This window comes from Dermacoccus sp. MPR-E5 (genome assembly GCF_058809565.1).
The window spans coordinates 108,636-132,975 of record NZ_JBXASS010000003.1; the positions used below are offsets into that span (position 1 = coordinate 108,636).

General features: G+C 68.9%; 22 protein-coding genes, 6 tRNA genes and 1 pseudogene. 8 read left to right on the forward strand and 21 right to left on the reverse strand.

What is annotated here, in order from left to right; genetic code table 11:
* Positions 1 to 467: 467 nt before the first annotated feature.
* The 10 genes from argG to AC1RS9_RS03075 form a co-directional block, all read right to left on the reverse strand.
* A complete protein-coding gene (argG, locus tag AC1RS9_RS03030) occupies positions 468 to 1,886 on the reverse strand; it encodes an argininosuccinate synthase (RefSeq protein WP_006944507.1) in 1,419 nt (472 codons plus the stop codon).
* Positions 1,887 to 2,048: 162 nt separating this feature from the next.
* Complete coding sequence (moaA, locus tag AC1RS9_RS03035) at positions 2,049 to 3,119, reverse strand: GTP 3',8-cyclase MoaA (RefSeq protein ID WP_237723721.1); 1,071 nt, start codon at positions 3,117 to 3,119, stop codon at positions 2,049 to 2,051.
* Entirely contained in the window at positions 3,116 to 3,553 is a 438-nt protein-coding gene (locus tag AC1RS9_RS03040; RefSeq protein ID WP_006944537.1) for a molybdenum cofactor biosynthesis protein MoaE, read from the reverse strand. Before AC1RS9_RS03040 ends, moaA begins: the two co-directional genes overlap by 4 nt.
* 77 nt (positions 3,554 to 3,630) lie before the next feature.
* A tRNA-Val gene (locus AC1RS9_RS03045) sits at positions 3,631 to 3,707 on the reverse strand.
* 59 nt (positions 3,708 to 3,766) lie between these two features.
* Positions 3,767 to 4,234 (reverse strand): TIGR02611 family protein, encoded by a 468-nt coding sequence (locus tag AC1RS9_RS03050; protein WP_115296277.1) that lies wholly within the window; start codon positions 4,232 to 4,234, stop codon positions 3,767 to 3,769.
* Between the two features lie 167 nt (positions 4,235 to 4,401).
* Entirely contained in the window at positions 4,402 to 5,244 is an 843-nt protein-coding gene (locus AC1RS9_RS03055) for an aminotransferase class IV (protein WP_492920465.1), read from the reverse strand.
* Positions 5,241 to 6,335: a chorismate-binding protein gene (locus AC1RS9_RS03060; RefSeq protein ID WP_492920467.1), complete on the reverse strand. Its 1,095-nt coding sequence runs from the start codon at positions 6,333 to 6,335 to the stop codon at positions 5,241 to 5,243. Before AC1RS9_RS03060 ends, AC1RS9_RS03055 begins: the two co-directional genes overlap by 4 nt.
* A 116-nt stretch (positions 6,336 to 6,451) precedes the next feature.
* Positions 6,452 to 7,561 carry a calcium:cation antiporter gene (locus AC1RS9_RS03065; protein ID WP_006944517.1) on the reverse strand — a complete coding sequence of 370 codons (1,110 nt, stop codon included), beginning with the start codon at positions 7,559 to 7,561 and terminating at the stop codon, positions 6,452 to 6,454.
* A gap of 147 nt (positions 7,562 to 7,708) precedes the next feature.
* Positions 7,709 to 7,783 (reverse strand) — tRNA-Val (locus AC1RS9_RS03070).
* Positions 7,784 to 7,795: 12 nt separating this feature from the next.
* Positions 7,796 to 7,871 (reverse strand) — tRNA-Gly (locus tag AC1RS9_RS03075).
* A 325-nt stretch (positions 7,872 to 8,196) separates the two neighbouring features.
* Between AC1RS9_RS03075 and AC1RS9_RS03080 the strand changes: the two genes are divergently transcribed.
* The 3 genes from AC1RS9_RS03080 (at position 8,197) to AC1RS9_RS03090 (ending at position 9,406) form a co-directional block, all read left to right on the forward strand.
* Positions 8,197 to 8,421 (forward strand): hypothetical protein, encoded by a 225-nt coding sequence (locus tag AC1RS9_RS03080; protein ID WP_492920469.1) that lies wholly within the window; start codon positions 8,197 to 8,199, stop codon positions 8,419 to 8,421.
* Positions 8,422 to 8,533: 112 nt separating this feature from the next.
* Positions 8,534 to 8,986, forward strand: a complete 453-nt coding sequence (locus tag AC1RS9_RS03085) for an alpha/beta fold hydrolase (protein ID WP_492920471.1) — start codon at positions 8,534 to 8,536, stop codon at positions 8,984 to 8,986.
* Between the two features lie 57 nt (positions 8,987 to 9,043).
* Complete coding sequence (locus AC1RS9_RS03090) at positions 9,044 to 9,406, forward strand: hypothetical protein (protein ID WP_006944512.1); 363 nt, start codon at positions 9,044 to 9,046, stop codon at positions 9,404 to 9,406.
* 50 nt (positions 9,407 to 9,456) lie between these two features.
* Here AC1RS9_RS03090 and AC1RS9_RS03095 read toward each other — a convergent pair whose 3' ends face one another.
* The 5 genes from AC1RS9_RS03095 to AC1RS9_RS03115 all read right to left on the reverse strand — a co-directional run bounded on the left by AC1RS9_RS03095 (position 9,457) and on the right by AC1RS9_RS03115 (position 11,698).
* The gene (locus AC1RS9_RS03095; RefSeq protein WP_062256135.1) at positions 9,457 to 9,909 is read right to left on the reverse strand and encodes a DUF5709 domain-containing protein; all 453 of its coding nucleotides are present in this window, start codon (positions 9,907 to 9,909) and stop codon (positions 9,457 to 9,459) included.
* 275 nt (positions 9,910 to 10,184) lie between these two features.
* Positions 10,185 to 10,259, reverse strand: a tRNA-Val gene (locus AC1RS9_RS03100).
* 1 nt (position 10,260) lies between these two features.
* Positions 10,261 to 10,331: transfer RNA gene (locus AC1RS9_RS03105), tRNA-Cys, on the reverse strand.
* A gap of 38 nt (positions 10,332 to 10,369) precedes the next feature.
* Positions 10,370 to 10,442: transfer RNA gene (locus tag AC1RS9_RS03110), tRNA-Gly, on the reverse strand.
* 86 nt (positions 10,443 to 10,528) lie between these two features.
* Positions 10,529 to 11,698 (reverse strand): YihY/virulence factor BrkB family protein, encoded by a 1,170-nt coding sequence (locus tag AC1RS9_RS03115; RefSeq protein ID WP_006944521.1) that lies wholly within the window; start codon positions 11,696 to 11,698, stop codon positions 10,529 to 10,531.
* Positions 11,699 to 11,810: 112 nt separating this feature from the next.
* Between AC1RS9_RS03115 and glgX the strand changes: the two genes are divergently transcribed.
* On the forward strand, positions 11,811 to 13,931 hold the full coding sequence (glgX, locus tag AC1RS9_RS03120; protein ID WP_062257431.1) for a glycogen debranching protein GlgX: 2,121 nt from the start codon (positions 11,811 to 11,813) through the stop codon (positions 13,929 to 13,931).
* 121 nt (positions 13,932 to 14,052) lie between these two features.
* On the opposite strand, the gene AC1RS9_RS03125 is transcribed toward glgX, so the two are convergent.
* Together AC1RS9_RS03125 and AC1RS9_RS03130 are read right to left on the reverse strand one after the other, a co-directional pair.
* A complete protein-coding gene (locus tag AC1RS9_RS03125) occupies positions 14,053 to 15,447 on the reverse strand; it encodes a PPK2 family polyphosphate kinase (RefSeq protein ID WP_492920474.1) in 1,395 nt (464 codons plus the stop codon).
* 186 nt (positions 15,448 to 15,633) lie between these two features.
* Positions 15,634 to 16,812: an alpha/beta hydrolase gene (locus AC1RS9_RS03130; RefSeq protein ID WP_115296283.1), complete on the reverse strand. Its 1,179-nt coding sequence runs from the start codon at positions 16,810 to 16,812 to the stop codon at positions 15,634 to 15,636.
* Between the two features lie 258 nt (positions 16,813 to 17,070).
* Between AC1RS9_RS03130 and AC1RS9_RS03135 the strand changes: the two genes are divergently transcribed.
* Positions 17,071 to 18,123, forward strand: coding sequence for an ATP-dependent DNA ligase (locus tag AC1RS9_RS03135; protein WP_074045495.1), 1,053 nt, complete (start codon positions 17,071 to 17,073; stop codon positions 18,121 to 18,123).
* 258 nt (positions 18,124 to 18,381) lie between these two features.
* On the opposite strand, the gene AC1RS9_RS03140 is transcribed toward AC1RS9_RS03135, so the two are convergent.
* The 3 genes and pseudogenes from AC1RS9_RS03140 to ligD form a co-directional block, all read right to left on the reverse strand.
* Positions 18,382 to 18,702, reverse strand: a complete 321-nt coding sequence (locus AC1RS9_RS03140; RefSeq protein WP_038567925.1) for a hypothetical protein — start codon at positions 18,700 to 18,702, stop codon at positions 18,382 to 18,384.
* Positions 18,703 to 18,938: 236 nt separating this feature from the next.
* Positions 18,939 to 19,385: pseudogene (locus AC1RS9_RS03145) on the reverse strand (GNAT family N-acetyltransferase).
* Positions 19,382 to 20,425: a non-homologous end-joining DNA ligase gene (ligD, locus tag AC1RS9_RS03150; protein WP_040014632.1), complete on the reverse strand. Its 1,044-nt coding sequence runs from the start codon at positions 20,423 to 20,425 to the stop codon at positions 19,382 to 19,384. Before ligD ends, AC1RS9_RS03145 begins: the two are co-directional and overlap by 4 nt.
* A 69-nt stretch (positions 20,426 to 20,494) precedes the next feature.
* Between ligD and AC1RS9_RS03155 the strand changes: the two genes are divergently transcribed.
* A complete protein-coding gene (locus AC1RS9_RS03155; RefSeq protein ID WP_492920478.1) occupies positions 20,495 to 21,301 on the forward strand; it encodes a hypothetical protein in 807 nt (268 codons plus the stop codon).
* A gap of 153 nt (positions 21,302 to 21,454) precedes the next feature.
* On the forward strand, positions 21,455 to 21,865 hold the full coding sequence (gene msrB, locus AC1RS9_RS03160; RefSeq protein WP_006945288.1) for a peptide-methionine (R)-S-oxide reductase MsrB: 411 nt from the start codon (positions 21,455 to 21,457) through the stop codon (positions 21,863 to 21,865).
* Between the two features lie 180 nt (positions 21,866 to 22,045).
* Here the strand turns inward: msrB and AC1RS9_RS03165 are convergent, their stop codons facing one another.
* On the reverse strand, positions 22,046 to 22,633 hold the full coding sequence (locus AC1RS9_RS03165) for a TetR/AcrR family transcriptional regulator (RefSeq protein ID WP_006945215.1): 588 nt from the start codon (positions 22,631 to 22,633) through the stop codon (positions 22,046 to 22,048).
* A gap of 178 nt (positions 22,634 to 22,811) precedes the next feature.
* Here AC1RS9_RS03165 and AC1RS9_RS03170 point away from each other — a divergent pair, with 178 nt between their 5' ends.
* Positions 22,812 to 24,308: an aldehyde dehydrogenase family protein gene (locus tag AC1RS9_RS03170; RefSeq protein ID WP_131940906.1), complete on the forward strand. Its 1,497-nt coding sequence runs from the start codon at positions 22,812 to 22,814 to the stop codon at positions 24,306 to 24,308.
* Positions 24,309 to 24,340: the final 32 nt, after the last annotated feature.

Below are 24,340 nucleotides of genomic sequence, written 5' to 3' on the forward strand. Positions count from 1 at the left end.
TGCAGACTCGGCCGCACACGTACGAATGGCACGGCCCGTGCCGCCAAGGCTACCGGGTGCCCCCCACCACCCCACGCCGAGCCGCCGGCACCACCCAGGCGTGACGTTGGTCGCCCGCGGTGATGCGAGGCGGCCGTTGCTGAGGATCTCCTACGAATGTGGACGTAGATCGCCGATGTGGACAAAAATCGCAGGTGGGTCAGGGGCCCGTGCTCATCTGCGATTGCGTCCACATTCGCGGTTCCTCTACACATCGGCGAGCGGATTCACACTCGCGATTCCCGTCCACACTCGCGAGGTTCGGCCGCCATTACCAACCTGGGTGACGGTCGTCGACGGCGCCGTGCCCAGCCGACGACCACATTGCCGCCCGGACGCGACGAGCGTGCAACCTTCCTCGACCGATGCCGATGTCTTGGTCGATCAGCGCCGATGTCCTGGTCGATCGGCGCCGACGTCTCGGCAGGTCAGTCCGTGCCGAACTCCATCGCCGCTTCGTCGAGTGCGAGAGCGTCGGCGTCGACGTTCGGGTTCGACGCGATCTGCTGCGCGCCACCGGGCTCGAGCTGGCCGACGAGGTCGGTCTGCGCCTTGCCCAGCCCGCCGCGTGCGGCGTAGAACTCGAGCTTGCCACGCGTGTCGGCGATGTCGAGGTTGCGCATCGTCAGCTGCCCGATGCGGTCGACGGGGCCGAATGCGGCGTTCTCGGTGCGCTCCATGGACAGCTTGTCGGGGTGGTAGGAGAAGTTGTCGCCCTGGGTGTCGACGATCGAGTAATCCTCGCCGCGCCGAAGGCGCAGCGTCACCTCACCCGTGACGGCGGACGCCACCCAACGCAGCAGACCCTCGCGGATCATGAGCGACTGCGGGTCGAACCAGCGTCCTTCGTACAGCAGCCGCCCGAGGCGCCGTCCGTCGTTGTGGTACGCGGCGATGGTGTCCTCGTTGTGGACGGCGTTGAGCAGCCGTTCGTAGGCGATGAACAGCAGCGCCATGCCGGGCGCCTCGTAGATGCCGCGCGACTTGGCCTCGATGATGCGGTTCTCGATCTGGTCGCTCATGCCGAGCCCGTGGCGTCCGCCGACGGCGTTGGCCTCCTGGAACAGGGCGACGACGTCGCCGCCGAAGTCGTCACCGTTGATCGCGACGGGCAGCCCCGATTCGAAGCGGATGACGACGTCCTCGGTGTCGATCTTCACCGCGTCGTCCCAGTACGCGACACCCATGATCGGCTTGACGATCTCCATCGACTCGTCGAGGTGCTCGAGCGTCTTCGCCTCGTGCGTCGCGCCGAGGATGTTGGCATCCGTCGAGTAGGCCTTCTCCGCCGAGTCGCGGTAGGGCAGATCGTGCGCCGTCAGCCATTCGGACATCTCCTGGCGCCCACCCAGTTCGCTGACGAAGTCGGCGTCGAGCCACGGCTTGTAGATGCGCAGGCCCGGGTTGGCGAGCAGACCGTAGCGGTAGAAACGCTCGATGTCGTTGCCCTTGAACGTCGAGCCGTCGCCCCAGATCGACACGCCGTCGGCCTGCATGGCGCGCACGAGCAGCGTGCCCGTGACGGCGCGACCCAGCGGCGTCGTGTTGAAGTACGTGCGCCCGCCGGAGCGGATGTGGAACGCGCCGCACGCAATGGCGGCGAGACCCTCCTCGACGAGCGCCTTCTTGCAGTCGACGAGACGCGACAGTTCGGCGCCGTACTGGCCGGCACGGCCCGGGATGCCTTCGATGTCGTCCTCGTCGTACTGGCCGAGGTCGGCGGTGTAGGTGCAGGGGACGGCGCCCTTGTCGCGCATCCAGGCGACGGCCACGGAGGTGTCGAGGCCACCGGAGAAGGCGATGCCGACGCGTTCGCCGACGGGCAGGGAAGTCAAGACCTTGGACATGCCTTCAGAATACCCCGACTGAGTAGTTATGCCAAAACAGTGCATAACTACTCAGTCGGCAGGCCTGGGGAGGCGGGACGACGCGCCGGCGCCCCGCAGCGCGAGCCTGGCACCCACGTGTGCACCGACCCGACTACCCGACCTAGGCGCGCCATCGATCGCTCAGCCGCCGATGGCGCTCATCGGCCGCGGCGGCTGGAGGAATCCGGGTTCGTCGATGCCGTGGCCGGGTTGCTTGCCGGCGAGGCAGGCTCGGATGCGGGCGCGGACATCGGCGTCCGCGCCACCGCTGCGCAGCACCGAGCGCACGTCGGTCTCGCCGCGCGCGAACAGGCACGAGCGCAGCTGTCCGTCGGAGGTGAGCCGCAGCCGGTCGCACGCGCCGCAGAACGGCATCGTCACGCTCGCAATGATGCCGACGCGGCCCGGGCCTCCGTCGACCTCGTACAGCTCGGCCGGGGCGGCGCCGCGTCCGGGCAGCGCGTCCAGTGAGTGCGTGCGACGCAGCAGGGCGAGCGTCTCGGCAGCCGTCACCATCTCGGCGCGGTTCCACACGTGCCCGCCGTCGAGCGGCATCTGTTCGATGAAACGCAGTTCGTGCCCCTCAGCGAGGGCCCAGTCGAGCAGTGCAGGCGCCTCGTCGTCGTTGACACCGCGCAGCAGCACCGTGTTGATCTTGATCGGCGCGAAACCGGCGCAGCGCGCCGCGTCGAGACCGGTCATGACGTCGTCGAGTCGATCCCGACGGGTCATGGTCGCGAAACGCGAGGGCGAGAGCGTGTCGAGGCTGACGTTGAGTCGCGCCAGGCCCGCGTCGCGCAACGGTTTCGCCAACTGCGCGAGCCGAACGGCGTTCGTCGTCATCGACAACTCGGGGCGCCCGCCCGGCCCCTCGAGTGCCGCCAGGCGTTCGACGAGGTCGACGATGTCGGGGCGCAGCAGCGGTTCGCCGCCCGTGAGGCGGATCTCGTCGATGCCGGCCTCGACGGCGATGCGAGCCACCGTGACGATCTCGTCGCTCGCCAACAACGAGTCGCGCGGCGCGAGCGGCACACCCTCGGCAGGCATGCAGTAGGTGCAACGCAGATTGCACTTGTCGGTCAGCGAGATGCGCAGGTCACGATGCACCCGCCCGAACGAGTCGACGAGCGGACCGTCATCCGAAACGCCTGCAGCGGTGGAGAGTTCGCCGCGCAGGGCACGGCGCACGCGGGGTGTCGGCAGGTCGATCATGACGGCAGCCCGGACCACACCGCGCTGCCGTCGCGCAGGTGTTGCTGCTTCCACAGCGGGACGTCGTGCTTGATGCGGTCGACCAGTTCGCCGCACACCGTGAACGCCAGGGCACGATGCGGCGAGCTGACGGCGGCGACGATGGCGCTCTCCCCCACCGCGACGCGTCCGATGCGGTGGCTGACGGCCACGCGTGTCTCACCGTACGGATCCAGCTGCGTGACGACGGCCTCCGCCACCTCGCGCAACGTCGCCGCGGCGCTCGGGTGCGCGGTGTAATCGAGCGCGACGACCTCGCCGTCAGCCTCCGGGTCGTGGTTGCGCACCGTCCCGACGAACGTCACGCACGCGCCCTGACGTGCGTCGTCGACGGCGCGCACGTGGGCGTCGACGTCGAGGGGCGAGTCGGTGACGGCGGCGAGCAGGACGGGCATGGGCGCTCCTTCCATCGGCGGCCCAGCGGTGTCCGCGGGACGCAAAAAACGCGGAATCCGATGATTCCGCGTCCTGATGGTGGATGTAAAGGGACTCGAACCCCTGACCTCTCGCGTGTGAAGCGAACGCTCTAACCAACTGAGCTATACATCCGTGTGGTGCGCGGGAAACACTAGCCCACGGCGTCGATGAACACCAAACGGGCCGGCGCGTCAGCCGCCGAGCCCCGGCACGTCGTCGAGCCAGTTCTCGGCGAAGTCCGGCAACCATCCCGGCACCCCGGACACCGCGAACATCGCCCAGAAGATCGCGACGACGAGCGCGAACGTCGCGAGACCGGCCAGCGCCTGCGCCCACCAGCCCTTGCGTTCGAGCCAGTCCCACCACGCTTGCACCTTCGCGCGTACCCAGCCGAGCAGCCGCTGCGCGCGCTCGAACTCGCTCGCCCAGATGCCGAGGCCGAGGAAGATGACGAGCCAGCCCGGCCCCGGAAACGGCAGCAGCACGATGCCCACGATGACGACGATTGCGCCGAGCACACCGACGCCGATGCGGTACAGTCGCGCGCTCTTCGGGTTGGCGCGGATGCGTCGACGCCACTCCCAGTCGTGCTCCTCGCCCTGCCCGGGCTCTCGAGAATCGCGGGAATCAGCGTCGCGGGCGGAGGTCGTCGAGCTCATGACAGCCAAGCCTAACGGGGGCGCCTGAGCCGACCATTCCAACGCCGCGCGCGGGAGACTTCACGGCCGGGCGTGAACCGACGTCAACCCACATCAACCGCCACGACATCGCGCCGCCCCGTGTCGAGGGAACCCCACGCCGAGGCAGACCCGACGGGAACCCGCCGTCAGCCGAGCAGCTCACCCTGACGCTCGGCGAAGATCGCCGCGATGCGCGAGGTCATGGGTCCGGGGGTGCCCTCGTCGCACAGCGCCCGGTCGTTCATGGCGTGCACGCCCTGCACGTCGCGTGTCGAGGAGGTGACGAACGCCTCGTCGCATTCGTCGAGCACGTCGAAGCTCAGGTGTTCCTCGGCGATCTCGACGCCGGCCTCGCGCGCCCACTCGATCGTCAGCGCGCGCGTGATGCCGGCGAGCGGGCCGTCCTCGAGCGGCGGCGTGACGACGCGCTCACCGAGCACGACGAAGATGTTCGACCCGGTGCCCTCGCACAGGTTGCCGAGCGTGTTCGAGAAGATCGCCTCGCTCGCGCCGGCCTCCTTGGCCGCGGCGAGCGCGACGACGTTCTCCGCGTACGACGTCGTCTTCAACCCGGCGACGGCCGAGTTCTCGTTGCGCGTCCAGCGCACCGTCGCGACCTTCGTCGTCGGCGCGGGTCGCGGCACGGCGCCCGCCGTCACGATGTACGTCTGCGGGGCGTCGCCGCGATCCGAACCAAGTGGGCCGACGCCGCCGGTCACGGTGTAGCGCAGGCGCCCGAAGTCGATGTGCTCACCCTCGAGCACGGCCTTGACGCCCTCGTCGATGCGGTCGCGATCGAGCTTCGGCAGGCCGAGGCCGGCGAGGCTGCGATCCATCCGATCATGATGACGCGACAACGCGAACACGCGGCCGCCGTCGATCTTGGCGGTCTCGAACACGCCGTCGCCGACGGTGATGCCGTGGTCGATCGGTGAGATGGCCGCGCCGCCGTCGACGCGGCGACCGTCGACCCAGATCCGGATGCTCATGGTGTCTCCTCCAGTGCCGCGCCCCGCGCGATGGCGAGCAGGCGATGTGCCTTCAGTTCGGTCTCATCCCATTCTGCCGTAGGCACCGAATCCCACGTGATCCCGGCGCCCACCCCGAAGTGGGTCGACGGAGACGATATCCCGTGCCCGTTCGCGGCCGCAGCCCCACCCCCGGCGAGTTTCTGCCAGAACGTACGGATGCCGACGGCCAGCTCCGCGGCGCCCCGATCGGCGTCGATCCACCCGATGGCGCCGCAGTACGGCCCGCGCGCCCCCACCTCGAGTGATTCGATGACGTCGAGAGCCCGCCGTTTCGGGGTGCCCGACACCGAGCCGGGCGGCCCCGTCGCGCTGAGCAGCCGCGCCCACGTCACGCCGTCACAGACCTCGCCCCACACCGTCGAGACGAGGTGGACGAGGCCGGGGTGCTGTTGCATCTCGAGCAGCGGATCGACGCGCACCGAGCCGGGCACACAGACACGTTGCAGGTCGTTGCGCACGAGGTCGGTGATCATGACGTTCTCCGTCACGTCCTTCGCGAGCATCGTCTCCGGACACGTCGACGTGCCCTTGATCGGCGCGGAACTGATGACGGCGCCCTCGCGCGCGAGGTACATCTCCGGCGAGGCACTGACGATCTGCGGCAGGCCCGCGATGTCGATACGCGCGGCGTGACGCGCCGGGTTGTGGGCGAGCACGCCGCGGAACAGGACGTCGAGGTCGAGCGCGGCGTCCGTCGTCAGCGTCCGACAGAGGTTGACCTGGTACACGTCGCCTGCCGCGATGTGCTCGCGGATCCGTTCGACGCCGTCGCAGTAGGCGTCGCGCGACAGCGACGATCGCCATTCGACGTGACATTCCGCGGGCCTTGACGGCGGCTCGGCCAGGGCCGCACTCCCCCGCCACGGCTGCCTCGGGTGCCACACCACCGATCGCATGCGCGCGGCCAACAGCTCGCCCTCGAACGTCTGCACGACGACGTGGAAACCGTGCTCGAGATCGTCGGGATCCGACGTCACCGCCTCGACGTCCCACGCCGTGACGTCGCGAAAGAGCGCACGATCCGTGCTGGCGGCGAGAGCGTCGATCACGAGAGGCCACAGTAGTCCGGCCGCGTCCCGCGCAGGCGGATGCGCCGCAGCGGATGAGCCCGGCCACGTGGCGACCTACCGAGGACGCACGCCCTCTGCCCGGACGCGGGTCACGGTCACGGATTCGCGGCGAGGAAAACGTACGCGAACAGCAGCACGAGCAGGATCCACCCGGAGAACCGCGTCGCGCGGCCCTGGACGATCGTCAGGATGCCGACGACGAGGCTGAGCACGAGCAGCACGATGTGCATGCTGCCGAGGCCCAGTTCAAGCGGTGACGACAGGAACGGCGACAGCGCCGCGAGCGTCGGGATCGTCAGGCCGATGCTCGCCATCGCCGAGCCGTACGCGAGATTGAGGCTGTTCTGAACGCGTCCAGCGCGCGCGTACTTCGCGGCGGCGAGCGTCTCCGGCAGCAGCACGACGAGGGCGATGACGACGCCGACGAAGCTCTGCGGGAAGCCCGCGGCGTCGACGGCCTGTTCGATCGACGGCGACAGCACCTTCGCCAGACCGACGACGGCGACGAGCGCCACGACGAGCAGGCCCAGGCTGACGAGCGCGGCGCGCGTCGACGGGGCCGGGCCGTGGGCGTCCTCGTCGTCGAGCGGCTTGCCGGCGCGGTCGACGGGCACGAAGAAGTCGCGGTGACGCACCGTCTGGGTGAGGACGAACATCGCGTACACACCGATCGAGCTGATCGCGGCGAACGCGAGCTGCGACGGCGAGAACTCCGGCCCGCTGCGGGCCGAGGTGAACGTCGGCAGCACGAGGCACAGCCCCGCGACGGTGACGACGCCCGCCAGCGCGGCCGCCGACCCTTCCGGGTTGAAGCGTGCCAACCCGCGGCGCCCCGCGCCGAGGAAGATGCACAGACCGGCGATGCCGTTGATCGTGATCATGAGCGCCGCGAACACCGTGTCGCGCGCAAGCGTCTCGACGCCGTCCTTGCCGGAGGCCATGAGGGTGACGATGAGCCCCACCTCGATGACGGTGACGGCGACCGCGAGGACGATCGAACCGAGCGGCTCGCCCACCTTTGCGGCGATGACCTCGGCGTGGTGGACGGCGGCGAGAACAGCGCCGAACAACGCCGCGGTGACGAGGACGGCGACGACGCCCGGCAGGCTGCGTCCCCAGGTGGCCGCGAGGACGACGGCTCCGAGGATCGGAGCCCACGTCGTCCACTGGGCGATTCCTGGTCGGTGCGTGGCTTCGGCGCTCATGCGCTCCCCTTGGATCGTGCGGCGGTCACGGACGCTGCGTGCTCGGCCCCTGCCTGAGGGAGACGGTTCCTGCGAGAGCGAGTCTCGATCAGTCTTGGCCGAATGTGCATCAAGGCCTCCGGCGACACGCCGAAGGCCTTGATGTGATGGTGGGCGATACTGGGTTTGAACCAGTGACCTCTTCCGTGTCAAGGAAGCGCGCTACCGCTGCGCCAATCGCCCCAGATATGGGAATGGAGCGGACAACCGGGCTCGAACCGGCGACCTCAACCTTGGCAAGGTTGCGCTCTACCAACTGAGCTATGTCCGCCTGTTTCCTCGGGCTTTCCGCCCTCGGCAACGACGAGAACGTTACCCGGATCATCGCGCGTTCACCAAATCGGCATCGCTGAGTCGACGGGGATCGGGGCCCACGCACGCCGCTCGACGAGTGCGCGATCGCGACGACGAAGGCGGGACGGATGTCGCTGGCTTCACGCCGACTGTGCCTCATCACGGCCGTGCGTACTTGACCTGGCTCATCGCGCCGCTGCTCGATCCGCAGCTGCATCCGTGGACCGTCGTACGCCTCGGCGTACTTCGTCTCCGGACGCCCAGCCGCGACGCTCCTGCGCACCACCGACGGCCTCTCGGGGGTGCTGCTCGTCGTCATCTCCGCGCTGTCCTACGCCCGCCTGCGCATCGTGTGGCGGGGGCTGCGCCTCGACCACGACGCCGCAGCGGCCGTCGGTCACGTCTCGATCCGCCGTCGCGAACGCGTCGCCGTGCGGACGTGGTGCGCCGCCACGATGCGGGCCGCATCGATTCGCCGGGCCGGGCCACCGCCGGGCGTCCGATTCGTCCTCGGCCTCCCCTGCTGAGCCGTTTCGCGGCGCGCTTCCCGATGATCAGCGTGGCCGGGCGCGCGACGCGCGTTCTCGACGCAGGCGACGGGCCCGCGCTCGCCTGTTCCCCCGGCATCGCGTCGTTCGTGTGGGACTGGCGCCTGTCGCGCAATGCTTGTCGGCCACCCATCGCGTCATCGTCGTCGAACGTCCCGCCGACGAGCGACTTGGCACCGGGCACCTTGACGCCCAACGCCTTGATGTCGAGCACCCTGGAGCCGCCGCACGTCCTGATGCCGCACGTCCCGATGTCGAGCGCGCGGACGCCGACCGGCCCGAGGCAACGGCCGGCGCGCCGGCCATGCTCGAGGACGACGCAGCGCACCTGCTGAACGCGCTCGACGCGCTCGGCGTGCCGGGCCCTGTCACATTCGTCGGTCATTCCTTCGGGGCTGTCGTGGCGGAAGCCTCGGCGCGCATGGCCCCGGAGCAGGCCGCGGCCCTCGTCCTGCTCGACGGGTCACTCGCCGAGGACGGCTCCGCCGAGCCCGAGACGCCTCGATCGGGCCGACGCGCACGACTCCTGGCGGCAGCCCTGTGAAGCCGCTCGGCCGTCGCTGCTTGGCGGGTCTGCGGCCCCACGATTCGCACGCTGGCGGTGCCCGCGCGTCGTTCACTCGCGCGATCGGTCCCCGGCCTGCGCGACGAGATGGCGTCGATCAGCGTGCTCGAGACCTGTCTTCACGAATTGTCGGCATATTCGTCCTGCGTTCGTCAGCTGCATGCGCTGCGCACGACGTCACCGCTGACGCCGCAGTTGCCGACGCTCGTCGTCGCCGCCAACGGGCGCCTGCAGCGACGCACGCCAACCCGTTGGGTGCGCGCCGTGCTGCGCCAGGCGCGCGAAATCGCCGCCGATGCAGACGTGCGGAAGGCCGTCCTCGAGCGATCCGGCCATTTCGTCATGCTCGACCGCCCTCAGCGCATGGCCGACCTCATCCTCACGCTCGGATCCCGCTGACGGCGGCGCACCGCGACGCTCCGGCGGCCTCGCACTCTGCGTCCGCTCGATCAGGCGCCGGGCTCGTCGACGATGCCGTCGTCGAAACCCGCCGCGTCGCGACCGTCCGTGAAGTGCAGCGCAGCCTCTTCAGCGCTCGAGGCGCCACCCGCGAAACCGTCGTCCTTGGCGACGAGTTCGGATTCGCGATCCTCCGCCAGGCCCTCGTCGGGGGCGACGACGCGGCCGACGCGCGTGTCGTCGAACTCGTCGTCAGGTGACGGAACGCCGTCGGGGTTGCCGTACGCCGAGTCGGGGTCGACGTCGGGCACCTCCTCCTCGAGGCGCTCGTCGAGGGTCTCGTGCTCGTTCTCCCAGCGCTCGACGTTCGGCTCGCGCTCCGGCGTCGTGAACCCCTGGTCGAGCATGTTCTCGTACGCCTCGCCCGTGACGTCGTCGGCGGCCTGGGCCTGATCCGCGTAGCCGTCCATGGAGCCGAGGTCGAAGTTCGATTCATTCGTCATGACGCCATCATGCGCAGATGAGACGCACCAAGGAAAGCCGGCCGGCCCGCTGCACGTCGGTCGACGGCCGCCGCCCGCCTGCGCCGCTCGACATTGCCCCACAACGCGTCATCCATGACGCGTTTCCGGGCGATGGCCGCCGGGCCCCGCACCCACGGCGTCCCCCGCACACCGGCCCGGGATCTCTCGCCCAGCCGGCAGCTGGCAGCCGGCAGCGGAACAGCACGATGCTCCCGACGGCCGGGCCGTGGGAGCATCGTGGCTGTGTTCTGTTCTGGTGGGCGATACTGGGTTTGAACCAGTGACCTCTTCCGTGTCAAGGAAGCGCGCTACCGCTGCGCCAATCGCCCGAGGTGGAGACGGGATTTGAACCCGTGTAGACGGCTTTGCAGGCCGTTGCCTCGCCTCTCGGCCACTCCACCGAACACGGTTCGCACCGTGCGTGTCCAAGAAGACACAGAGCGGACAACCGGGCTCGAACCGGCGACCTCAACCTTGGCAAGGTTGCGCTCTACCAACTGAGCTATGTCCGCCTGCTACTGCGCTGTCGCGCTGCAACGAGAGGAAACACTAACCGATGCTCACGTTCACGCGCAACGTGGGCGGCGCGGATGCCGCGTCACGCGCTGCGACGCTGCGCCATGTCGTCGGGGCGAGCAGACTCGGCGGCGGCTTCGCCCTGCGTCACCACGCCACCGTCGGGCCGCGCCCCACGATCCACCACGGCAGCTCGCTCGCCGTACGGGCGCCCATGCCTGGCGCCGGCCGACGTCTCGTTCTCCTGGTCGTACGGGGCGTCGTCGCCCGCCCGTGAACGCACCTTGGCCACCTGTTCCTCGATGAGCCCACGCGTCCGCGCACGCACTCCGACGGGCGCGGCGGCGACCGGCCACAGCCGCGCGACGGCACTGTTGAGCGCGGCACCGATGAGCACGGCGATCGACAACGAGTACAGCCAGATCAGCGCGATGATCGCTGCCGCGAGCGGGCCGTAGATCGAGATGCCGCCGACGGACGCCGACAACCAACTGCGCAGGAACAGCGAGATGATGACCCAGGCGATGAGGGTGAATCCGGCGCCGGGCAGGTCGCGCACCCATGGCGTGCGCACAGGTGTCGCGATGTAGTAGAGCGTCGCGAACCCGACGATCGTGATGGCGCCGACGACGGGCCAGTACAGCGTCAGCAGGAACAGCAGACCGGGCGGCAGCATGCGTCCGAGCAGATCCGGGCCGATGACGATGAGTGGCAGCACGGCGCCGATGAACAGCAGCGAGACGAAGTACAACGTCACCGACAGCGCACGGGCGCGCACGATGCCGCGCACGCCGCCCTGGCCGTACATGATCGAGATGGTGTCGACGATGACGTTGATCATCCGCGAACCGGACCACAGCGACAGCAGGAAGCCGATGGAGACGACGTCGGGGCGTCCGCCCTCGAGCGCGTCGTGCAGCGTCGGCATGACGACGTTCTGCAGCGCCTCCCCCGACAGGATCCCCTCGAGGTAGCGCTCGATCGAGCGGACGATGTCGTCCACGGTACGTCCGCCGAGGGCGCCGCCGACGTAGCCCATGACGCCGAGCAGGCCGTAGACGAGCGGCGGGAAGGACAGCAACGCGAAGAAACCCGCCTCGGAGGCGAGGCCGGTGACGCGGTAGCGCATGCACTGACGCAGCGTCTCGAGCACGAGGCGGCACACGGCGTAGAGGCCGGGCACGCGGCGCGCCACGCGGCGGGCGCGGGTACGCAGCATCGACGGTTGATCCTGCTCCGCCTGCTCGCTCACCCGAGCACGTTAGCGGCGTTCGTCGCGGAAGGCGGGGAGGCTCGCCGCAGCCGTGTCCACGCCCGAACCGGCGTGCGACGAGCGCGTCCTACTTCATGGTTAGGTAGACGCCATGGATATCTGGCCGGGCAAGCCCTACCCCCTCGGTGCCACGTTCGACGGCACCGGCGTCAACTTCGCAATCTTCTCGGAAGCGGCCGAGAAGGTCTTCCTCTGCTTGGTCGACGACGACATGGTCGAGACGCGCATCGAGCTGACGGAGGTCGACGGCCACGTCTGGCATGGTTACGTGCCGAGCGTGCAGCCCGGTCAGCGGTACGGCTACCGCGTCGAGGGCCCGTACGACCCCGAGAACGGGCAGCGTTGCAACGTCAACAAGCTGTTGCTCGACCCGTACGCGAAGGCGATCGAGGGTCAGATCGACGGCGACGAGTCTTTGTTCAGCTACTACTTCCTCGAGCAGGACAAGCGCAACGACGACGACTCGCTCGCTCACACGATGCTGAGCGTCGTCATCAACCCCTACTTCGACTGGGGTCACGACCACCCGCCGCAGCACGAGTACCACCAGAGCGTCATCTACGAGGCGCACGTCAAGGGTCTGACGATGACGCACCCGGACGTGCCGGAGGAGATCCGTGGCACGTACGCCGCGATCGGTCACCCCGCGATCGTGCAGCACCTCGTCGACCTCGGCGTGACGGCGATCGAGCTCATGCCGGTGCACCAGTTCGTTCAGGACACGACGCTCGTCGAGAAGGGCCTGACGAACTACTGGGGTTACAACACGATCGGCTTCCTCGCGCCGCACAACGCGTACTCGGCGAGTGGTGAACGCGGTCAGCAGGTCACCGAGTTCAAGGCGATGGTCAAGGCGCTGCATGAGGCGGGCATCGAGGTCATCCTCGACGTCGTCTACAACCACACCGCCGAGGGCAACGAGAACGGCCCGACGCTGAGCTTCCGCGGCCTCGACAACGAGAACTACTACCGCCTCGTCGACGACAACAAGGCGCACTACTTCGACACGACGGGCACGGGCAACTCGTTGCTCATGCGCAGCCCGCACGTGCTGCAGCTCATCATGGATTCGCTGCGGTACTGGGTCAACGAGATGCACGTCGACGGTTTCCGCTTCGACCTCGCTGCGACGCTCGCGCGTCAGTTCCACGAGGTCGACCGGTTGAGCGCCTTCTTCGACATCATCCAGCAGGATCCGGTGATCAGCCAGGTCAAGCTCATTGCCGAGCCCTGGGACGTCGGTGACGGCGGCTACCAGGTCGGCAACTTCCCGCCGCTGTGGACGGAGTGGAACGGCAAGTACCGCGACACCGTGCGCGACTACTGGCGTGGTGAGCCGGGTTCGCTCGGCGAGTTCGCCTCCCGTCTCACTGGTTCGAGCGACCTGTACGCGCACTCGGGGCGTCGACCGATCGCGTCGATCAACTTCGTCACCGCGCACGACGGCTTCACGATGCGCGACCTCGTCAGCTACAACGAGAAGCACAACGACGCCAACGGCGAGGGCAACAACGACGGCGAATCGCACAACCGCAGCTGGAACTGCGGCGTCGAGGGCGAGACCGATGACGCGAGCGTGCTCGCGCTGCGGGATCGTCAGATTCGCAACCACCTCGCGACGCTCATGCTGAGCCAAGGCGTGCCGATGCTGCTGCACGGTGACGAGCTGGGACGCACGCAGGGCGGCAACAACAACACGTACTGCCAGGACAACGAGATCTCCTGGATCGACTGGGATCTCGACGACCGTCGCCGTTCGTTGCTGGAGTTCACGCAGCAGCTCATCGCGTTGCGTCGTACGCACCCGGCGTTCCAGCGTCGACGCTTCTTCGCCGGCGACGCCGAGCACGGTGGGCGCAGCGACTGGGGCGACATCGTCTGGTTCGGCGCGAACGGTGAGGAGATGCAGGACGGCGACTGGGCCTCCGGAGCCGGCACGATCATGGTCTACCTCAACGGTGACGCGATCCACGCGCAGGATGCGAAGGGCCAGTCGGTCGTCGACGACCACTTCCTGCTGCTGTTCAACCCCGGCCACGACGAGACGCACTTCGTCATCCCCGAGGTCGTCAAGAAGGGTTCGGAGTGGAGTTTCGCCATCTCCAGCCTGCCCGAGGACGCCGAAGCAGGCGTCGAACTGAGCGGCGGCGACACCGTCAAGCTGCCCCCGCGCACCCTCGCGGTGCTGCAGGCGCCACGCACAGAGAGCTGACGAACGCATGACGAGGGGCTGACCGGTTCGATCGAACCGGTCACCCCCTCGTCATGTTCGTCTTCTCGTGCCTGGCGCGCCGCCGGCCGTGCTCGTACGGACCCGGCCCGCGGCGTGTACGTCAGAGCTTCTCGAGGCGAGCGCGCTGCTCGGGGACGTCGAACGTCGCCTCCGGCCACTCGAGGGCGAGGGCGCGCAGGTGCTCGAGGACGAGCTGCTGCACAGCAAGACGCGCATACCACTTGTTGTCGGCCGGGACGACGAACCACGGCGCGACGTCCGTCGACGTCTTCTCCAGCAGCGCCTGGTAGGCCTCCTGGTACTCACTCCAGTAGGAGCGTTCGACGAGGTCGCCCGGGTTGAACTTGTAGAACTTCTCCGGGTCCTCGAGACGCTCGGCAAGGCGCGCCTTCTGCTCGTCGGCGGAGATGTGGAGCATCACCTTGATGATCGTCGTGCCATTCGCGACGGCCGACTCCTCGAACGCGTTGATCTGGCCGTAGCGACGCATCCACACCGGTCGCGAGACGAGGTCGTGGACACGCACGACGAGGACGTCCTCGTACTGGCTACGGTCGAACACCCCGACATAACCGGGCTTGGGCAGCGCATTGCGGATGCGCCACAGAAACGGATGCGCTTGCTCTTCCTTCGTCGGCGTCTTGAAGGCCGTCAGCTCGACGCCCTGTGGGTCCATCGTGCCGACGACGTGACGCATGATGCCGCCCTTGCCGGAGGTGTCCATGCCCTGCACGAGCAGCAGGACGCTGCGCCCGCCGGGGTGACGCTCGCTCGCGTAGAGCCGCTCCTGCAGGTCAGCGAGCTCGTCGCCCGTCTTGCGCATGACCTTCTCGGCCTTCTTGGGCCCGCCGTCGAACGCGGGCGTCGACGACGCGTCCAGGTCGGCGAGGACGAACCCCTCACCGACGCGCAGCGCCGAGGCGAAGTCGCTCTTGACGGCCTTGAACTTCTTCGTCTCCTTGCGCGTCGCCTTGTCACGGCCGACGTTCGCGATGACCTCCTCGGCCTGCTTGAGACGAGCCACCTTGGCGGGCGCAAGGCGAGCCGTGCTCGTCGACGTGTCGACGTTCTTCGCCTCGGACGTGGCGTCGGACGCCGACTTCTCCGCCTTCTTCTCGCCCTTCGCCGTCGGTGCCTCCGCCTCGGCGGTCTTCGACGTGGCCGCCGTCTTGGCCGCGCTCGCCTCGGACTTCTTCGTCGCCTCGGACTTCTTCTTCGCGTCGGACTTCGCCGTCGTGTCAGCCGACTTCTTGCTCGAGGACGACTTCTTCGACGCCTTGCCAGCCGACTTCTTCTTCGGCTGCGCGTCAGACGTCGTGGTCTTCGTGGACGCTCCCCCGGCGGCCGTGGTCTTGGCGGACGTCTTCGACGACGTTCCCGCCTTCTTCGCCGACTTGGTCGTGTCGCTCTTGGTGGCGACCTTCGACGACGAGGAGGCGCTCTTCGCTGCCTTCTCGGGCGCCTCGGGCGACTCGCTCTTGGCCTTCTTGGACATACCAGTCATCGTGGCAGACCCGACCGGCGTTGTCATGCACTTCGCCTCCGCACGGACAAGCGATTCGGCGAGATCACGGTGATCCGTTGGGGCGCAACGCTTTCGAAGGACGCCGATTCAACGCTCGTCGGCGACAGAGCGACCACCACCCGCTCGTTCCGCAGCGATCAGGCGTACGAACGGCCCTCAGCGAGCGAGGAACTCGCGGACGTATCGCTCCCAACGGGCCGGGTCGGTGTTCCACTCGCGCACATGTCGGGCCTGCTCCCAGCGCTGCCAGGTGACGATGTCAGGGCGCAGTCGTGCGAGCTCCGCGCTCGGTCCGTAGGGCACGAACTCGTCGTTGACGGAGTGGATGACGAGCATCGGCTTCGTCAGCTCGTCGGCGCGCGCGACCCAGTTCGTCAGCGTGACGTCGATCGCCTGCGCGAGCCCCGTCATCCGCCGGCTCGATCGGTTGCCGCCCAACAGACGTGCCGCGAGGTCGGCGAGGCGCGGGTGCAGCCGATTGGCCCGCGCATGGTGAGCCATGACGTCGGCCCAGTCGAGCACCGGCCCGTCGAGGACGACGCGACGCACCGCCCCCGCGTGGCCGCTGCGCGCGAGTACCTGCATGACGATCGCGCCGCCCATCGACCAGCCGAGCAGGTCGATGCTGCGCGCGCCCTCCCGCAGCGCGAACTCGAGGGCGAGATCGACGTCTTCCCACTCGGTGAGTCCGAGGGCGTACTTGCCGTCGCTGCTGGCGGGCCCGTCGGAGTCGTTGCGGTAGCTCGGGATGATGCACGAGATGCCGAGGTCGGTGAGCACCGGGACGGCGCGCAACGTCTCCCCGCGACGGGCGCCGCGGCCGTGGACGAGAACCGCCCAGCGGGTGCCGTCGCCGGCGCGCGTCACCCATGCCGGCGCGCGGCCGTTGACGGTGGGAAGCGCGAGTTCTTCGGTTCGGATGCCGTACGCGTCCTGGGGCGAACCGTCGACGTACCAGCCGCTCCAGCGGGCGGGGCCCGGGAGGAGCTCGCCGCGCGTGACGGCGTCGACGGCCCGGATGACGCCGCCCGCGTCGGTGTGACCGAGGATCTCGCCGATGCGAGCGTGGCCGCGTTCGTCGTCCCAGTACAGCCCGTAGCGGCCGGGCGCGAGGGATTCGACGCTCGACGCGAAGACTGCGCTCGTGGCCACCCCGTCGAGGCCGTGACGGACGGTCAGGACGTCCGCGTCGTTCGGTTTTTCTTTCTCAGGTGTGACGAGCTTGCGCGCGAAGACCGCCGCGATGGTGACGGACGCCGCGCTCGTCGTCGCGGCGAGCGCCGCGCCCGTTCCGAGACCGAGCACGACGGACTGGCGGCTACTGAGACGCTTCACTCTTCAATTGTTTCATCGCGGCGGCCTCACGCCGTCGGGCGCCCCGTTCGTTCATCGGTGATCGAGGGTGTTCGTCGCGCCGACCTCCCCGCTGTCGGGACGCTTCTGGTTTCGGCGACCGCTCGTTCGTTCACTCGTGGCCGGGGTGTGCCGCTGCGCGCGTTCCGGTCGCGATGGTCATGAGTGACGCCTCATCTCGGATCGGAGCAGCGCCGAAGCACGGGCCGCGGCGACACGGATGGGGCGACAATGGGTGGCATGAGCTTGCCCATCACACTGCCCGTCCAACCGATGCTCGCGAAGGCCGTCACGAGCGTGCCGGAGGGTGACGAGTTCACCTACGAACCGAAGTGGGACGGTTTCCGCTGCATCGTCGCGCGGGACGGCGACGACGTCGAGTTGCACTCGCGCGGCTCGAAGTTGCTGACGCGCTACTTCCCGGAACTCGTCGAGGCGCTGAAGTTGGCGCTGCCCGAGCGTGTCGTCCTCGACGGTGAGATCGTGCTGCGTCAGGGCTCGCCCGGGCATGAGCGGCTCAGTTGGGACGCGCTCAGCGCACGCATCCACCCCGCCGCGTCGCGCATCGAGAAGTTGGCCGCAGAGACGCCGGCGCAGTTCGTCGCGTTCGATCTGCTCGCCGAGGGCGACGACGACGTCATGGGCGAGCCGTTCGAGAAACGTCGCGCACGTCTGGAGGCGCTGTTCGCGCAGTGGCCGACGAGCGATTCGGTCTACCTGACGCGCACGACGCGCGACGCCGACGAGGCACGTCGCTGGTTCGAGCAGTTCGAGGGCGCGGGGCTCGACGGCGTCGTCGCGAAGCGTCGCTCCGACGTCTACGAGCCGGGCAAGCGCACGATGCTCAAAATCAAGCACAAGCGCACGGCCGAAGCCGTCGTCGTCGGTTATCGCGTGCACAAGAGCGGCGATGGCGTCGGATCGCTGCTGCTCGCGCTCGCCGACGCGGACGGCGAGTTGCACAACGTCGGGGGCGTCAGCGCGTTTACGGCGGCGCGACGGCGCGAACTCGTCGACGAACTCGACCCGCTCGTCGTGCGCGACGCCGACGGCAACGCCGCGCACGGTGAGACGGATCGCTCACGCTTCAGCAGCTCGAAGGACGTCTCGTTCGTGCCCCTTCGCCCCGAACGCGTCGTCGAGGTCGCGTTCGATCAGTTGGAGGGCAACCGCTTCCGTCATGCCGTGACGTTCCTGCGCTGGCGCCCCGACCGCGAGCCGACTTCCTGCACTCTCGAGCAGGTTGAACGCGCCCCCGACTATGACCTCGGAGAGGTGCTGCGACGCGGCTGACCCGCCGCGCCTGGTTCGCCGTCACGCCCGTTCGTCGTCACGCCCAGCGCCCCGGCATCCCCGTCGTCATCGCTCCCCCGTCGTCCCTACTCCCCTGACGACGACCGTTCTGCGATTCCTGTCCCCTTCGCGAATCCCGTTTCCTTTCTCGATTTGCGTCCACATCTGCGATCTTCGTCCACATTCTCAAGCCAGCAGGTCCCAACGGACGCCGGCGTGAATATGGACGAAGATCGCAGATGTGTACAGGCGAGCGCGTCAGCCCGCCAGCGCGATGTTCTCGTCGACGACGGGCTTGTCGGCCTTCTTGCCGAAGCGCTGCTGCGCCGCCTGCTTGCTGATGCCGAGGCTCTCGCCGATCTGGGCCCACGAGTCGCCCTTGGCGCGACGCTCGGCGACGACCCACTTGATCGTGTCGGACATGAGGTTGTTGAGCATGGCGAGCCCCTCGAGCTCGTCCTTGGTGAACAGGTGCGTCTGCACCCGGAAGCCCTCCATGATGCGCGCGGCCGCCTCTTCGACGGACTTCTCGGAGATTCCGCGCAGTTCCTGGGGCAGGGGCTTACTGATCTTGGGCATGCCCTGAGGCTAGGTCGCGCAGCAGGGCGTGTCAATTAGAGTTGACTGGGTCACAGAGCCGCACCCCATCGAATACTCCACGCACCCCTACGGCTGTCGCGCATCACATCGCGCGACCGCGAGCAACCTCGCCGCTGGGCTCGACGTGGCAACGCACGCGTCGCACGACTACGTCGCTCGCGGCGCCTCCCAGATGACGTGTTCGACGGGTCGCGATCGTGCTGGCGGTCGCTGAGCTACAGCCCCACGCGCTCCGCCACCCGCGCTGACGCCGGGTTGTTCGTCGCCATGACGGCGACGAGCGGCGCGTCAGGCCCCTGGCGCAGCGCCCATTCGACGACGGCGCTGGCGGCCTGGGCCGCGTAACCCGGGCCCCAGTGGTCGGAGTCGAAGCGGTAGTAGAGGTTGAGCACGGGCTCGCCACCGAGGTCACGCAGCTCTACGCCTCAGAAACCGACGACCTCGCCCGTGTCGTCGACGACGGCTGCGTACCCAAACCCGTGCTGACGCCAGTGCGCGCGCCACGACGCGATGAGGTCGACGGCCTCGGAGGCCGCCTTCATGCGCCCCGACGGCAGATGGGCATACGTCCGCGGATCCCCGTGGATGCGCCAGCACGCGTCGACGTCGGCGTCCGAGGGCTCGCGCAGCACGAGCCGCTCGGTCTCGAGCCACGGCGTCACGGCGCGTCTTTCTTGGCGCGGCTCGGCTGCACGCGCGGCGGCTCACCGGGCATTTTCGGGTAATCGGGCGGAAACGGCAACTCGGGCAGGCCGCGTTCGACGTCGGCGTCCCACAGCGCGATGGCCGCGTCGACGTCACCGACATGGTCGTTCATCGACTCCCCCGGCGCCCGCGCCCATGCGTCACCGTCCGCAGCGACGATGCCGGGCACGGTGCGCACCGTGAAGTCGGACGGCGTGACGTCACGCAGCTGCGACCACGCCACCGGCATCGAGACCGGCGCACCCGGCAGCGGCCGCGGCGAATACGCCGCGGCGATCGTCCGGTCGCGGTTCGCCTGGTTGAAGTCGACGAACACCTTCTCGCCGCGCAGCTCCTTCCACCACTCCGTCGTCACCAGATCGGGCAGCCGACGCTCCAACTCGCGCGCAATGCCGATGACACCGTGACGCACGTCGAGGAACTCCCGCGTCGGCGCGATGCGTGCATACACATGGACGCCACGGTTGCCGGACGTCTTGACGAACGGTGTGAACCCCAGCGACTCCATGAGCTCCTTGAGCGCGAACGCCGCCTCGACGGCATCAGCGAAATCGCGCCCCGGCTGCGGGTCGAGGTCGATGCGCAGCTCGTCAGGATTGTCGTTGTTCTCGGCGCGCACGGGCCACGGATGAAACGTCACCGTGTTCATCTGCACGCACCAGGCGAGCATCGCGGGCTCGTCGAGGACGAGCTGCTCGTGCGCCCGGGCGCTCGGGTACGTGCACATCACACTGCGCGCGTAACTCGGCGCACCCTTGGGCGGGTTCTTGCTGAAGAACGGCTTGTCCGCCAGCCCCTTCGGGTAACGCTCCAACGCGACAGGCCGATCGCCGCTCCAGCGCAGAAACGGCTCGGCCACGGCGAGCACATACTCGACGAGGTCGAGCTTCGTCACCCCGTCGTCGGGATAGACGACGCGATCGGGACTCGACACCCTGACGGTGCGCTCCTCGCCGTCGGGGCCGGGAATCTCGAGGGTCACTGCGGTGGACGCCATGCTCGAAGCGTAGGCGACGGATGCCCGCCCCGCGTTGCCTCGCCCCACTCGCCTTGGCAGGGTTGAGGCATGCCGTCCCCCTCCGCCTCCCGCGTGAGCGAGCCCGACCTGGGCCCGTTCTTCCGCGTGGATGCCATGACGCCGGGGGCGGATTGGCGGCCCCTCGGCGCCGACCTCGCGTCCCGTGGCGCCCTGGGCGCGTGGATCGACCGAGCTCGCGAGCGGACGGCCGCTGCCGGTTCTCTTCACTCCGATGATGTCGACGTCCGTGCGCTCGGCGCCGTCTTGCATCTCGGGGTGTGCGCGCGGGTGCTGTCACCGCGGATCGGGTCGGCGCTGCGGAATACACCCTCCGGGGGCTCGAGAGGTGCCTGCGTCCCCACGCTCGACCAACTGTTCTGGCAGGACGACGGCACGACCACGTTTCCGCTGGCGCTCTCCCCCGAATGGAGTGCCCGGCCGGCGCTCGCCACCCCCGTCGCACACGCCGCCAGCGACGCGAGCGTCGCCGTCAACACGAGCGTCGATCACTTCGCCCGCGCCCTCGTCGATCGACTGGCAATTCCCCTGACGTCGACCGCGCTGACGCCGTCAGCTTCGATTGCCTGGGGCAACGTGGCGTCGGCGCTCCATGGCGCGGCGCGCACCGTCGTCAGGGTCGATCCCGGCCAGTCGACGGCGGTGAGACAGATCGCCGATGCCTGCCTCACGGCACTGACCGCAGCCCGTGGCCGACCACTGACCGACGGCCGCATCGGGACAGTGAGCTTTCGCCGTCACAGCTGCTGTCAGCTCTATCGGCTGCCGGGCAACTCACGCGACACGGTCTGCGGCGACTGCGTCCTGCGGGAACGAACCGGCGCCCCGCGTGGTTGACGATGACGTGAGCCCGAACCGTTTGTCAGGCCGCCCCTGCTCGGGGGACGCTGCCAGCACCAGCGAGAGGGCTCACCGCTCGAGCGACGATGACTCGACACCCCACGGCCCGCCACTCGGCGGCGCCGACGCCCTCGTCCAGGAGGTTCTTCGATGAGCGACCCGACCACCCCGACGTCCGAGCAGGACTGGCGAGCCACGCTCTCCCCCGCCGAGTACGCCGTCCTGCGCGAGGGCGGCACCGAGCCGGCCTTCCGTGGCGAGTACACCGACACCGAGACCGAGGGCGTCTACGCGTGCCGCGCCTGCGGCGCCGAACTGTTCACGAGCCGCGAGAAGTTTCACAGCGGATGCGGCTGGCCCGCGTTCTTCGCGCCCGCCGATGCTGACGACGTCCGTCTCATCGAGGATCGCAGCCACGGCATGATACGCACCGAGGTGCGCTGCGCGAAGTGCGACAGCCACCTCGGCCACGTCTTCCGCGGTGAAGGTTTTTCGACGCCGACGGACGAGCGCTACTGCATCAACTCGATCAGCATGACGTTGCGGCCCGCCACGAACTGACGGTCGCCACGCCCGATCCTGACGTAGCCCCAACCCTGCCGCGGAGGATCTGCTCGAAAATTACGCATCTGCACGAGGAATGTGCCGCACACTCCTCGTGCAGATGCGCTTTTCTCGTGCAGTTTGCGTCACCGCGCCCTGTCCGCCGGCCCACGCGCGAGCACGAGCGGCGCTCCAATCTCAGACCGCCCGCTCCCGCGCGACGCGATACGAGCGCACGAGCATCTCGGCGGCACGTCGCCCCTCCTCGAGGGCGTCCTCGTACGGTTCGCGAAGCATGAGCGCGAGCGTCCCGGCGTAGATCGTCATGAGCGCTGACGCCAGGTGCGGCGCCGCCGCCCCTGCAACGGGTTCGCTGTACGCCAGCAGCCTGTCGCGCAGTAGCGCCGTTTCCTCCTCGAGCACGGCGCGCAGATCCGGGCCAGGGTTGACGATGGCGGCGCTCGTCCCGCTGAACGCGCACCACCGCTCGGGCAGGCGCTCCGCCTGGTAGGTCGCGAGCGCCGGCCACAGCGCGAGCAGGCGTTCCTCATCATCGGCGGCGGCGGCGATCGCGTCGTCCCACACCTGGGTCCAGATGTTCAGGCGACGTCGCAGCGCCGCGGCGATCAGCCCCTCCTTGTTGCCGAAGTGGGCGTAGAGGCTGGGCGGCGAGGCGCCCGCGCGCTTGAGGATCGTGTCGACGGGCGTCGCGAAGGCACCTTCGATGAAGAGGAGCGAGTCGGCCGCGTCCAGCAGCCGTTCACGCACGGGTGTTCGGGTGTTCACATCACCAGAATATAACGTGCGTTATCCTGGTGTCGATAACGCACGTTATATCCCCTCTGGCCACCCGCCCGTCGCGTCGCACGGGCAGGCCAGACCCGCGTCGCGCACGTCACGAGACGCCCGCACCCAGGGCGGCCGGCTCGTCGCCTGCGTCACGCACCGAGCACGAGGAGGCCGAATGAACACCCTGTACATCGACGGCGAATGGGTCGCCGCAGCGTCCGGCGAGAAGCGCACCATCACCTGCCCGGCCGACGGCAGCGAGGTCATCGTCGTCGACGAGGCCGGGGCCGAGGACGCGGCGAAGGCCATCGCCGCCGCACGTCGCGCGTTCGACTCGGGTGAGTGGCCGAACACGCCCGCCCCCGAGCGCGCCGCCCTGCTCGCGAAACTCGCCGACCTGCTGGAGCGGGACAAGGAGAAGGTCGCGCGCATGGAGTCGCAGGACACGGGCAAGCGCTACGCCGAGTCGCTCATCGACATGGACGACATCATCGGTGTCTTCCGCCACTTCTCGGCGCTGACGACGCAGCACGCCGGCCGTGTCGTCGAGACGGGCATGCTGGACGTGTCGAGCCGCGTCGTCACCGAGCCCGTGGGTGTGTGCTCGCTCATCACGCCCTGGAACTACCCGCTGCTGCAGACGGCGTGGAAGGTCGCACCGGCGCTCGCGGCGGGCAACACGTTCGTCCTCAAGCCCGCCGAACTGACGCCGCAGAGCGCGATGTGGCTCATGGACGCCCTCGCCGAGGCCGGCCTGCCCGCGGGCGTCGCGAACCTCGTCCTCGGCCCGGGCTCGAGCGTCGGCGTCGAGATGACGGAGAACGTGGAGGTCGACCTCGTCTCCTTCACCGGTGGCGTCGTCACCGGCCGCGCGATCATGGCCGCGGCCGCCCCGACGGTCAAGCGGGTCGCCCTCGAACTCGGCGGCAAGAACCCCAACGTCGTCTTCGCCGACGCCGACCTGCCCGCCGCCATCGACAACGCCCTGACCGCGATCATGCTCGACTCGGGCCAGGTGTGCTCCGCCGGTGCGCGTCTGATCGTCGAGGAGTCGATCCACGACGAGGTCGTCGACGAACTCGTGCGTCGCTGCGAGCTGATCCGCCTCGGCGGCCCGTTCGACGACGACGCCGAGACGGGCCCGCTCATCAGCGAGGCGCACCTCGAGAAGGTCGACGCCTACGTGCAGCGGGCCGTCGCCGACGGCGCCGTGCTGCGCACCGGAGGCAAGCGCGGCGAGGGTGAACTCGCGAAGGGCTCCTACTACCTCCCGACGATCCTCGACGCGTGCCACGCCTCGATGGCGTGCGTCCACGACGAGTCGTTCGGCCCCGTCCTCACGGTCGAGACGTTCTCCGGCGCCACGCGCGAGGAGGCTGAGGACGCCGCCGTCGCCATCGCGAACGACACGATCTACGGCCTCGCCGGCGCGGTGTGGACGGAGAACGCCGGCCGCGCGGAGCGCGTCGCGAAGCGTCTGCGTCACGGAACGATCTGGATCAACGACTACCACCCCTACGTCCCGCAGGCCGAGTGGGGCGGCATGAAGCAGAGCGGCATCGGCCGCGAACTCGGTGAGGCCGGCCTCGGCGAGTACGTCGAGACCAAGCACATCTGGCACAACACGCGCCCCGCGCCCGCCGACTGGTTCTCCGGTCGCGAGCAGGCCTGAGCGCACCCACGACACCGAGACCGATCGAACGA